Origin of the sequence: Chitinophaga sp. CC14, assembly GCF_048957795.1 — a bacterium.
Lineage (GTDB): Bacteria > Bacteroidota > Bacteroidia > Chitinophagales > Chitinophagaceae > Chitinophaga > Chitinophaga ginsengisegetis.
In genome coordinates, this window is the sequence record NZ_JARBFY010000005.1 from 39,770 (window position 1) to 52,527 (window position 12,758).

The 12,758-nt window shown below is 44.9% G+C and carries 8 protein-coding genes; 1 reads left to right on the forward strand and 7 read right to left on the reverse strand.

Going from position 1 to position 12,758, the window contains the following annotated elements; translation table 11 throughout:
• Positions 1 to 17 precede the first annotated feature (17 nt).
• Positions 18 to 911 (forward strand): AraC family transcriptional regulator, encoded by an 894-nt coding sequence (locus PV783_RS19760; RefSeq protein WP_420989281.1) that lies wholly within the window; start codon positions 18 to 20, stop codon positions 909 to 911.
• Here the strand turns inward: PV783_RS19760 and PV783_RS19765 are convergent, their stop codons facing one another.
• The 7 genes from PV783_RS19765 to PV783_RS19795 form a co-directional block, all read right to left on the reverse strand.
• A complete protein-coding gene (locus PV783_RS19765) occupies positions 912 to 1,346 on the reverse strand; it encodes an L-rhamnose mutarotase (RefSeq protein ID WP_420989282.1) in 435 nt (144 codons plus the stop codon).
• Between the two features lie 6 nt (positions 1,347 to 1,352).
• Entirely contained in the window at positions 1,353 to 2,912 is a 1,560-nt protein-coding gene (locus tag PV783_RS19770) for an SLC5 family protein (RefSeq protein WP_420989283.1), read from the reverse strand.
• A gap of 16 nt (positions 2,913 to 2,928) precedes the next feature.
• Positions 2,929 to 4,101 (reverse strand): enolase C-terminal domain-like protein, encoded by a 1,173-nt coding sequence (locus PV783_RS19775; RefSeq protein ID WP_420989284.1) that lies wholly within the window; start codon positions 4,099 to 4,101, stop codon positions 2,929 to 2,931.
• 11 nt (positions 4,102 to 4,112) lie between these two features.
• Positions 4,113 to 4,994, reverse strand: coding sequence for an aldo/keto reductase (locus tag PV783_RS19780; RefSeq protein ID WP_420989285.1), 882 nt, complete (start codon positions 4,992 to 4,994; stop codon positions 4,113 to 4,115).
• Between the two features lie 40 nt (positions 4,995 to 5,034).
• On the reverse strand, positions 5,035 to 7,245 hold the full coding sequence (locus PV783_RS19785; protein WP_420989286.1) for a hypothetical protein: 2,211 nt from the start codon (positions 7,243 to 7,245) through the stop codon (positions 5,035 to 5,037).
• Positions 7,246 to 7,449: 204 nt separating this feature from the next.
• Positions 7,450 to 9,192, reverse strand: coding sequence for a RagB/SusD family nutrient uptake outer membrane protein (locus PV783_RS19790; RefSeq protein WP_420989287.1), 1,743 nt, complete (start codon positions 9,190 to 9,192; stop codon positions 7,450 to 7,452).
• Positions 9,193 to 9,223: 31 nt separating this feature from the next.
• Positions 9,224 to 12,352, reverse strand: coding sequence for a SusC/RagA family TonB-linked outer membrane protein (locus tag PV783_RS19795; protein ID WP_420989288.1), 3,129 nt, complete (start codon positions 12,350 to 12,352; stop codon positions 9,224 to 9,226).
• Positions 12,353 to 12,758 lie beyond the last annotated feature (406 nt).

Genomic DNA, 12,758 nt, shown 5'->3' on the forward strand with positions numbered 1-12,758 from the left:
ACCAGACTTACAATCCGATGCAATACATATACGAGAATTTTACATTTCCGGCGGACCAGTCATTTACGGTAAGATCAGAGATTCTTGAAATAAAAAAATATACTGCCTTAAAATCGCATGTCAATTTTGAGATCGCGTTGCTGGAAAACTGTAGCGGTAAAAGATTTATCGGCGATCATATCGAGGATTTCGACGGACCGGAGCTGGTGTTGCTGGGCAGTTACCTGCCGCATTGCTGGCAGTATTACAAGGCTGCAGATCCGCTTATCCCTACCCAGGCGGTGGTCATTCATTTCTTTCCCGACTTCCTCGGAAAGGAACTGCTCGAAAAACCGGAAGCCAAACAATTGAATGTGCTTTTCGCCAAAGCGGCAAAAGGGGTGCTGTTTACCGGCAACACACTCCAGGACGCCAAAATGATTATGCACCAGATGCTTTATGTGTCGGGCTTAAGCAGGGTGGCGCTGATGATCCGGCTGCTGGATGTGCTCGCACAATCCGAATCATCAAGCGTATTATCATCCCCCTATTACAATACCGTTGAAAACTCCGGAGAAGCAAAAAAACTCAACAAGGTATTTGATTACATCTTTCAGCATTTCAGAGACGATATCCTGCTACAGGACGTGGCAGATCTTATTCCCATGTCGTCCGCAGCCTTCTGCCGCTTTTTCAAACGCAATACCAACCGTACATTGATCGATTTTGTGAAAGAAGTACGCATCGGGCATTCCGCCAAACTTTTACTGGAAGGACATCACAACGTAGCAGAAGCCTGTTATAACAGTGGCTATAATAATATCTCGAACTTTAATAAACACTTCAAAGAAATCAAAGGATTATCTCCCAGGGATTTCATCAGGCAATACGAAGACAAAGAGAAAAAGAGCGTGAACACGCAAAGCCTGTAATCACTCTTTTATAAAGCGGTAAAAAGGTGTTGCCTCCACCCATTTTTCCTGCTGTCCCGCGCCGGGAACACCGGTTTGATAGCCATCCATTAAACGGTTCCACTCCGCGCAACGCTTATCATAAGATTCAGCCGTTTTTCCCATTTGCCCCAGATCCGCTCCGGCTGGTACGGTGATGGCCATTACCAACAGGTATTCATACCGGTAAAGCGTTATTTTCCGGTAACCCGCTTTCTTAAAACCAGCTTCCACTTCCGGCCATATATGCTGATGATAATCGAGATATTCTTTCAGCTTCTGCGGATCCTGTACAATGTTCACTACAAAAACATGCTCCTGCAGCTTTTCTTCTTTTTGGGACGCATTACATGCAGTCAATATAATAACAACAGCCGGCAGTAATATCCTGCAGGCAGCGGACAATATTTTATTCATGATTCGTTAATTTAATACTATATAGATCGCTGCCATTATCAAAGCCAGCGCGCCCCAGCCTGCCCATAACCACTTATCCATGCCCGATCCGGCCTTGTCCGGAAAAGTAAATGATACCCGGTCTTTTTCGGGCACTTTAAAAACCAGGGTTATCAGCACCATTAAAATTACCAGGGAAATAAAAATATAGATAGAAAGAAATAAAAAGTGTGGCCAGAATCCTTTATACGGATAATTCAATACATAACAAACACCCATCACCAGGCAAAGAAATCCGCCGCCAAACAACACTGTTTCTGCTGCTACCCGGTGCGTGCGTTTCCAGAATATGCCGCCTAAAAACACCACCGATAATGGTGGCGCCAGGATAGACACAAGCCCCTGCGTTAATTCAAACAGGCTTTTATCTGAATAAGAAAACAATACGGCGATACCTCCTCCCAGGAAAGCGCCTACAGCAGTCATCCATCTCCCAACCTTTGTTTTATCCTTTGTTTCCAAAGATACAAACTGCGTCACCACATCCAATGTAAAAACAGTGCTGAAAGAGTTCAGACCTGAAGATACGGTATCGATCAGCGAGGCGACAAGCGCCGCTATACAGAGCCCGCGAAGCCCGTCGGGCATCAGGTTTTTGACGAGCGTAATGTAAGATTTATCCGGCGTGGTACTATCTCTGTATAAAAGAAAACAGATAATACCAGGCAACACAAAAATAAAAGGCGTGATCACTTTGAGCGCTGCCAGGAAAAGAATACCCCGTTGTCCCTCTTTTACAGTTTTTGCAGCCAACACCTTTTGTACAATCGTTTGATCTGCGCACCAGTAATAAACAGCTACCACGGGATAACCCGCCACAATAGCGAGCCATGAGTATTCCGGGTCAGACCTGGCGTGAAACAGCTTCCAATAGTCGGGAGGAATTCCTTTAGCCGCATCTGCCACATGACCAATTTTTCCTATAGCCAGTACCGTTAGTATCAGGGAAGAAGTAATAATGATCAGCGACTGGAAAACGCCGGTTCTCACCACAGCCTTTAAACCGCCGATAGCGGTATAACTGGTGGAAATGAGGGTTATCAGCACTACCGCTTCTATTAACGAACATTGGAATATCTCTGAAATAACCAGTCCGCCTGCATACAATGCACTGCCAAGCCACACAAATAATATCGACATCAGGCTGTAAACAACCAGGAAATTATAAGACCTGCGGCCATAACGCAAAAGCAGAAACTGCGGAATAGTGCTGATCCCTGCTGAAAGATAACGTGGAATAAAAAATGCAGACAACAACATCAGGAATATCCAGGCCAGCCACTCGAAATTACCTCCTACCACACCCTGCGAAAAACCCAGGCTGGATAAGCCTATCAACATCATTGGGCCCACATTGGCACTGAACATGGAAAAGCCTATCTGCCACCATTTCAAAGAACGCCTGCCCAGAAAAATATCTCCTCCCGATTGTACACCGGAAGATTTAAGATAGAAACCAAAAGTGAATAGCGCAATTACATATACAACGAGGACCAGATAATCAATACCAGTTAAAGTTATCTTCACGGAAAAAGCTTAAGAATCACAAAGATACAACCGGCTTGTATTCCCTGACATTCTTTTTATTCCATACCCGTGTTTTGACTAGTTGACCGGTAGCTTCACAATGATTCCAATTTATCCTGACAGGAAAACCGGGCAACTCCGGCAGCGTAAATTTCCCGTTGCCCCATGCCGGTTTTACATTGAAATAAGTTTCCAGCCCCGACATAATTGAATACAGGTACTCCACCTCACATTGTTCAGATGCGGTAGTCATCAGGGAAGCCGTGAACAATGAATATCCACCGGATGAAAAATCTACCTGGTGTTTCGCTGCCAGGTCCCTTACAGCCATCCATTCTTTCACACCGGCCAAATGCCCGGGCACCGGCTGCAAATGGGCTACGCCTATGTTTACCAGCGTAGGAAACACCCTCGCAGTACGTTCCGATTCTCCGAAAGCAATTTTCAATGGTGTTTGTTTACACAGCGCTTCGATCTGGTCAAAAGATGCTGAATGGGTAGGTTCCTCGAGCCAGGCCAGGTTTTCACCTGCTGTTTTATCAATAAACCGGAGCGCCTGTTTACAACTCCAGATCTGGTTGGCATCTACGGCAAGCCTGATATTTCTTCCCAGGAGACTACGTACAAACTTTACACGCTTTATATCTTCTGTCATGTTCATCCCAAAATCCTTTCCCACCTTCATCTTATAACAATCTACACCCGCTGCGGTAAAATAAGCGATCTCTTTTTCCAGTTCTTCATAAGTATAGTTTGTACCACCTCCGCTGCCATAAACTTTTACCTCATTCCGGTCAGCGCCCATATATTTATGCAACGGAACGCCGAGCCGGCGGGTAGCCAGGTCGTGCAATGCCATATCCACCTGTCCCAACAGCGCAGATGCAGGGCCTCTGAAGCCCTCGTTGCGGATAGACCAGTACAACCTGGAATATAACTGGCTATAGGAAAGGTTTTGGGAATACAGCAAATGCGGCAACAGGCATGCTTCCAGGATATTGGTATAACTACTGTACACCGGTGCTTCACCAATATTGTTATTTTCATCTTCAATGGTGATCATGGACAGCCCAAAAGCCGGGAACGGCCCCATAGTGGCGTCCTGAAACGGCGTAACCACCTGCACCGGCGCTAATTCCCTTATTTGTATACTCCGAATATTAAAGATCTCGTTGTCGATATTACACATCTTAACTTCTTTTACCCGTTACTGCAATTCAGGATTTCTGCCTGGATGATTTCCGGTAGTTTACCCTGATTAAAATTTTCAATGCTGGCCGTCAGCTCCGATATATTGGATGGCCCCAGTACAATATTAAAATCATAGGGTAAAGACAGTAGGAACCGGTGCGCCATAGCCGGTAAGGCGAGCCGGTGTTTTACCGCTATCTGCTCCAGGCGTACGGCCATCTCCAATGCCTCCGCGGGTAGCCATTCCGGGCGCATTTGTTTAAACGATCCGATGCTTCTTCCCAGCAGCCCCATATTTAAAGGACTCGCCGCGTAATATTGTATGTTACGGGACAGGCAGTAAGGCAACGAATCCTGCAGGGCCGTTACATTTGAGGCATTAAGACGGTTAAACTCCATCATTACATCAAAAACGCCGGCATCCAGGTATCCTTTCAACCAGGAAGGCCAGTTCCCTCCCACGCCTAACCGTTTCGCCAATCCTTGCTCCCTGAACTTTATTAGCGTATCAATGATCCGCTCTGCTTCCGTTTCCGGGATGGCATGAGGATCGTGTAAAAACAGGATATCGAGAGAAGGAATACCAATGGTGCGGAGACTGTTCTCCAGGCTTTCTGCCATCGCCCTGTCGGTAAAATCGTAATAAGCTTCATCGGCAGCGTAAGATTTCAGTCGCCCTGCTTTGGAGCTGATAACGGGCACGTCCCCACGCCATTGCTGTAACGCCTGTCCCAGGTAGCTTTCAGCATCTCCGTAAGCCGGCGCAGTATCTATGGCAGCTATACCCGATTCCAGTGCGGATAAAATTGCCAATACAGATTGATGCGGATCAACCTTCCCCCAAACACCGCCTAACCCGGCGGTACCAAGTACCAAACGTTCGCTGACCATAAACAAATGTGTAGAAGTACCAAACAAAAGTAAAATATTATCAACCTGCTTTGCTGCGTGTCAGTGTTTGCGGGCTACCCAAAGCTCCATCTGATGCTACTTTGTAAAGCTTCCAGCTGTTATCGTCCAGTTGCTCCAGGTGATACCTGTTCTTTTCTTCCTGCATTTCTTTTTTCAACGCATCTCCAAATGCACCGGCATTTTTTGCATTTTCCCAGGTCCGGAAAGCTTTGAAGATAGCCTGCTTGTCGGTTCTTTTTTCTACGGCATCCTGGCTCAACCCCAGCATGTAGGTAGCATCCCAGGCAATGGATTTGCACTGGAGATTCTCTATCACCTGTACGGTCCAGTCGCGCTGCAGATTTTGTATCCCAAAAGTAGACGGAAAATAGCTTCCGTTGAAAGAATAACGTATGTCTTTCCCTTCAATACCCCACTTATTATTTACCGGATCAAACATATGGTTACCGCCTCCCACATTACATACGCTCATATAGTGCCAGTTTCCTTCAAAAACGCAGGAGCCCATTACTCTCAGGTAAGGCACCCCCATTTTTTCGAGATGGCCAAACATGCCTTTCAGAAAGCGTTTGAAAGAGTATTGTCCATGTCCCTGGTAGGTAAAGCTTTCGAAGCCGTCAAAGTCGATATAGTTCATACCACCGTCGTGCAGCAGTTTGGCGTAATATTCAGCATAATCATCCTGCAGCGTAATATCGGGGATAAAGCCACCATAACAATTTACCTGGAGTTTCGCCAGTTGATCACCGGCATTATGTGCAGCAGCATTGGTTTTGAGGGCGCCGCGTTCCACGCCGGTAAGTGTATAGGGTTTTGTGGTGGTTACTCCTTTATACCTGATCAGCTCTTTCCCGATCTTTAATACATTCACCTTATTGTCGTCCCACCCGCCAAATTCGTTCAGATAGCTGGTGTCTGCCACCTGTATCAAAGTATCATTTGCACCAATAGCTTTAGTGATACGGGTTTTTAACACGGTACATAAACCATCATTGGGTACCGGGTGTACATCGCTGCTGAATGGCTGAATAAATTCGGTTAACGTATGCAGGCCATAGGCAATTCCTTCTTTATTGGTTAAAGCGGTTAAGTCGCTGATGGGGCGTTTTTGTTGATTGAGTGTCACTTTTTTATCCCCCCACCGGTTGGCCGGATTGGTATAATATTCTCCCAAACCTTCATCCTGAACGGCTTTCAGACCTAACTGGCCGGCGTATGATACCAGGCTGTCGTGCGGCCCTGACCAGGCTATATCCGTTTGATAATTAGATGGATCCTTTACCCATTTCCCATTCCGGGTAATATAGGGCAAGCCTTCATTTTTCACAACCTGTTCAATTGTCCGCAGGCCCAGCGAATCAGGGCAGGCATAAAAGGCGATGGCAGAGCCGATGTAGTCCACATCAACCGGCGTCAGCTCCATATGACGGGGCGATTTAACACCGGGAAAATCATTAAAATGCGGATAAAAAATAGTGTACGGTTTCTTCCTGTCGCGCGAATGCAATACGATAGAAGAGCCGTAGTCCGGCTCCAGGCTGGCGCCGTTGCCATTCATATACCGGTAATATTCCTCCGGATGCGAATAAAAGGCCACATCATTTATACCATCTCCACCGATACGGAAGCGTTGGCCTTCTTTGAGATGAGCCGGCAGCGGGTACTTCACCGGATCGGGCGAATGGATAATATAGCAAGCCTGGTACATATCGCCATTACAGGGCGGGCCGCTGGTAGTATTGTCGTTAAGTGCCAGTATGCCAATGGCGAAATTATCACTTCTTACTACTGATAATATTTCGCCGATGGTTTTAGAGATATTGGTTTTATAAGGTCCCCATATAACGTTGTCAACACCATTCCGCGGAAACAGCGACAGCAATTCAAAGCGCAGATAATCGTTTTTCTGCTCCACCGTTAACGTAGCAACCGAGCCGTTGGGGTAAGTTAGCTTTAACTGTTTGCCCTGTAGCTTCGCTTTTGCCGGGTATATATTTTTCCCTTCCTTTTCCAGCGTCAGCAATGGAGAGCTTAGTCCTTTGGGATTATATTCCGTATTTGTTTGTTTATCCCTGATACTGGTAATAAACCCTTTTTCATTGATACCAACAGCTGAATACTTTGTTGTAAACGCCATGTGCTGAGCACCTGCATGCATGCTAAAAGTCAACAGTGTACCAATTATTATCCCGGCGGTTAAACACTTCCCGTTACGCTTATTTTTTCTCATTGTGTTGCTATTGATTGAGCCTTGAAGACTGCGCTGAAACAAGCGCGTTAGGTTGTACGATAGTAAAGCAAAATTACTATAAATCAATACATATAAACATCCGCTAATTTTGCAGTGGCCGATGTTTTTTTTGCCCGGGGAAAATGGGGAGGCGTTACACGCCTCCCTTTCCCTGGTTACCGGTCAAATCATTTACCTGAAAATTTATTGCAGGGGGTCAAAGTCGCCGCCCCAGTTATTATTTTGCTTTAACAAGGGGTTTCTGTCCAAAACTGCTTTAGGAATGCCATAAATGTAGTACTGATCTTTAATTGCTATATCAACGGCATCTGTTGGAATAACGGTAGTGGTAAACCTGTTCCATACAGTATTGATATCTGACATCGGACTTACATCCGGCTGACCAGCCTTCAGCAATACAGCTATTCCATGGCGTTGGGTAAGCCCTCTCAGGTAACCAAACATTTTCCAGCGGCGCAGATCACTCATACGTTTTCCTTCAAAACAAAATTCAACAAAACGCTCTTTCTGATACGCCTTGCGTATATCTGGCTGCAACACCGCCGTAATACCATAGTTACCGGCAACACCTGGCTGAACACCTGCACGGGCCCTGATTTGTTTTAATACATCCAACGCTGCTGCTGTGTTACCTGTTTCATTGGCGCATTCTCCGTAATTCATCAATACTTCAGCATAGCGGATTTCAACCCAGTCAACACCGGCATTATAAACGCCTCCTTTATCAATGGTTTTATCAATGGCTTTTATGCGGTAAAAACTTGAGTTAGACCATAAAGGATCCAGCGTAATGGAATTATGCACGCCTTCCAGTCCGGTGTTACCGTTATAATTTGTTATCGAGGTAAAATAGGTCCACAGGTACGTTTTGCTATCGCGCATCCCCTTCAGGTATTGATTAGGTGAACCGTTATAATAGATGTTAGCATAGAACCGGTCGTCCCTGTTAAAAAACAGCGTATCATAGCTTCTTGATTGCGATTCCCAGCTGGAGCCATCTTTCATAGGGAAAGTATTCACCAGTTCCAGTGAGGGCCGGTCATAGCCTACGTCATCTTTAGACCAGTCCAAAGGAATTAAGCCTCCCTGGAAATAAACCGCCTGTGGATAGTTATACCGGCGAACCATTACTACTTCTTTATTCAGCTCATCATCCCAGATTTTACTGTAAGGGCTGTACAATCCTTTACCACGGGCATCCAGGAACTCTTTGGCCGCCTTATTGGCATCGTAGGCTTTTTGCCAGGTGGCAATGCCTCCCAAACCATTAAACAACGGGCTGGCATAAAACAATAACACTCTTCCTTTAAAAGCCATCGCCACGCCTTTATCCACCCTGCCCATATCATCGTCCGTAAAAGCGTTGGGCAATAATTTGGTGGCATCATCTATATCTTTTAAGATCTGCGTTACACATTCTGATGTTTTATTGCGGGGCTTCTGCAGCGTTGTTAAATCAGTAGTAGGCTGCTGTGCTTCCAGGATAAGCGGCACACCGCCATAATTACTCACAAGATTATGATAAGCCCAGGCTCTCCAGAACAATGCCTGTCCTTTAATTTTATCTTTATCCGCCTGGCTGAAGGTCGCTTTGTCGATATTCCCTAACAGGATATTAATGGTTCGTATATTGTTATACGTGTTAAAATTGTTTTGTGAGTCGAACGTGGCTGTACCCCTGAACCATTCATTGGTTTGTTTCTGATAGGGCACGCCTTCGTCTGTATTGTTGCCACCACCGGATGTATTGCCCGGCATCAGCGATGAATAGATCTGGTTTAAATAGGCGGTGGCGATATTTACATCCGACCATACCTGGTCCGGGCCTACGGCGGAAAGGTTCGTTTTATCAAGTACTTTATTGCAACTCATCAGCAAAAAAGGAACGAAAAAGATGAGTGTTGCTATATTTAACTTATTCTTCATTTTCTTGTTTTTTTAATTTAAACACGCTTTTCTACAACCTTATGTCAATTCCTGCGGTAAAAGTTCTCATGGTTGGATAACTCATGAATTGAGACACTTCAGGATCATACAACTTAAATTTGGTGATATTAAACAGGTTTGATCCTGCCAGGAAAATCCTGGTATCTTTAATCGCCAGTTTATTTAATACGATATCGGGCAGTTTATAATTGATGTTCAGGTATTTCATCCGTAAAAAACCGCCGTTGTATACGTTGAAGGTAGAAGTCCATGTATAGCCTGCTGAGTGCGGATCTCCCCACGGGTATATTTTAGGAGTAGAACCATTAGGGTTTTCTGTACTCCAGGAATCAGCATGGTATTGGGGAACTTTTCCGCCGCCGCCAAAATTCCGGCCCCAGGCATCGTTGTAACTTATTTTATATCCCGTGAGCCCTGAAAACAATGCATCTACTGTAAATCCTTTATACGATAAGGAGATGTTTAATCCGTATGCCATAGGGGCATTATCTGCTCCAAAATATTTGCCCAGCACTGTTTGGTCGTAACTGTCTACTTTATTATCGGGCTTACCATCAGGGCCACTCAAATCCGCCAGCAGCATATCTCCCAGGGCAGGAGCAACTCCATTGATAGTATAACCGGCCGGCAACTTATTTAAATCTTCCTGTGTGCGTATTACGCCCAGCGCCTGGTAGCCATATCCATATGCCAGCGTTTTCCCGATTGGATTTGCATAATCCTGGGTATTGGCGGCAACATCTTTCCTGATAGCTTTATTGGTAGCATAGGTGAATACACCTTTTACATTGTAGCTAAAGTTTTTGCCGATAGTATTGTTATAGCCAAGCTCTATTTCAATACCATTGGAACTAACTTTCCCGTAGTTTTCAGGTGGTAAGGATGCTCCAAACTCGTTGGGAATAGCCAGGATGCGGCTACCTAATATATCATAGGACTGACGTTTCCAGTAGTCGAAGCTGAGACGTACATTTTTAAAGACCGTTGCATCCACACCAACACCTGCGGAGTTTGACTTCTCCCAGGTTAAATTGCTGTTAGGCAATCCACCGTATGCAAGGCGTGATGCCGGGGTGCCGGAAGCGCCAAGAAAATAAGTACCTCCCTGGATAATATACTGCTCCATCCATCTCCATCTGCTGTTAGGATCGTCTTTATCCAGGATATCATTACCGGTGGTAGCATAGGATGCTCTTAATTTTAAGAAATCAACAGCATGACCAATTGCCGACGACTGGAAAAAACCTTCCCTTGAAATCACCCAACCTCCGGACACTGACGGGAACCAACCCCAACGCTTATCCGGTGCGAAGTTGGTAGATCCGTCTCTCCTGACAGATGCGCTAAATAGATACTTGGCATCATAGTCATAGTTGATCCTTCCGATATAAGACAACCTTCCGATCTGACCTTCGTTACCATTTGTTGACCAGTCCGCATTGTTGGCGCTGGTATATAAAAACTGGTCGGTGGCAACTAGCGGGAAATTATACCGGTACATGCTGAAAAAATTCGTGTATCCCTCATACTGCTCATAAACAGCCAGGGCGCCAACCGTATGTTTTCCAAATGTACGGTCGTAGTTGATCTGCGCGTTTAACTGGTAAGTATTGGATTTGTTGTATTCATTACCTAAATACTGGGTGCCGGGATCTCCGCTTAAAACACTACCTACCAACGTATCAGTATAGATCAAACCATTGGGGCCTGTTTTCTTAAAATTATACAGCTGTTGTTTTTTGGCAAAGGTTTTTATATAGCTATTGTCGAAATTTTTGCTGTAAGTACCTTTTACACTCAATCCTTCAATCGCGGGTATTTTGTACTCGGCAGTAACCAACGCATCTATCTGTTGGTTGTTGTTACGCCAGTATCCGCCGTTTTTCATCATCTCTATTGGATTTCCCAACCAGCCGGGGTTGTTCGGTTTGCCATCTATATACGGGCTGGCAAATACATCCCAGTACAGTAACTTACCCCAAAGATTATTCAGGTCATCGGAACCATAATCATAGGTAAAATTGAAACGGTTACGGGTACCATAACTTGTTCCGAGGTTTAAGCCGAGTGTAAGATTTTTCACCAGGTTGGCCTGCACATTTCCACGCAGGTTATATTTCTTATAAGATACCTGTGGCAGGAATCCATCTTCTTTAATATAAGAACCTCCTATATAAGCTCTTATCTTTTCATTACCTCCTGAAACGCTTAATGCGTAACGTTGGCTGGAAGGATTGGTGTAAGCGGCTTTGTAATAATTGTCGCCGCCAGGATTATTTTTAAGCACCCAGTTAATTTCTTCATCGCTTAATCCTCCGTTCACTGCTTTGCTTAAATTCAATCCATCTTTAACAGGCATATATTCCGGCAGTTTACCTACACGTTGCGTATTGTAGGTGGCGTTAAAATTGATAACTGCCGTACCGCTCTTACCTGTTTTTGTTGTTACCAGGATGGCGCCGTTAGATGAGCGGGAACCATAAATAGCTGCGGAGGAAGCGTCTTTTAAAATGGTGATATCCGCTACTTCATTGGGATCCAGTGCATCGAAACTGGTTTTATCCCGTACAATACCATCAATTACATACAGCGGTTCCACGGCACTGTTACTGAAGGAAGAAGTAGACCGTACTTTAACCTTAGAGCCAATACCGGGTGTACCCGTAGGTGAACTGATAAAAGTGCCCGACATGCGTCCTGCCAGTACATTTGATAAATTGGTAGCAGGAATAAGCTGTATGTCCTTTGCATTAATAGAGGAAACAGCAGAAGTCATTTTGGTACGTTTCTGTGTACCATACCCTACTACCACTACATCTGTCAGTTCTGTGGCAACGGGGTGTAAGGTAACGTTCAACTGTGAAGTACCGGAAACAGCAAACGCGGTACGAAAGCCGGTCATCGTAATTCTCAGACGGCTGCCGGGAGGCATGTTTAATTCAAAGCGGCCCTCCGGACCGGATACCGTTCCGTTTTTCAGATTCCCTTCCTGGCTGACAGTTGCGCCAGGCAACGGCGCTCCCGTGGAATCGGTGACAATACCTTTAACGCTAATCTTGTTTTGGGAATAAATACGCGTAGATTGCAGCAATATGCACAATAACGCAATCGCCCATAATAACGACTTAGTTTGGCTCATAAAAAAAATTGTACAGGTGGCAAATTTGTGGAATAGTAATTCATTGTTCGGCTGATGACATCTCTGGTCTACCTAAAGATCTTACAATCCTGCCCCGTGTACAACGCTTAATTTGACCATTACAAATGCTATTTTTGCAGGGACGATATTCACGCAGACAGCACCCTGCCAGTGTAACAAACAAGAATAATCATTTATCTTTCAAGATCTTATAATTATACCAGGGGTTAAAAAAGGTGGGGTTACAGAAATTGATACCACTATGGTGTTGCCCCTTATACCTAAAAAGACATAGGAAGTACGTAAAATATTTTTTTATTCTTTAAAAATAATTAACCTTTGTATCAGCAATTAAATATATCAACCAACTGGCTTTGCAAATAGTGTTTTGTTCAGAGAATAATTC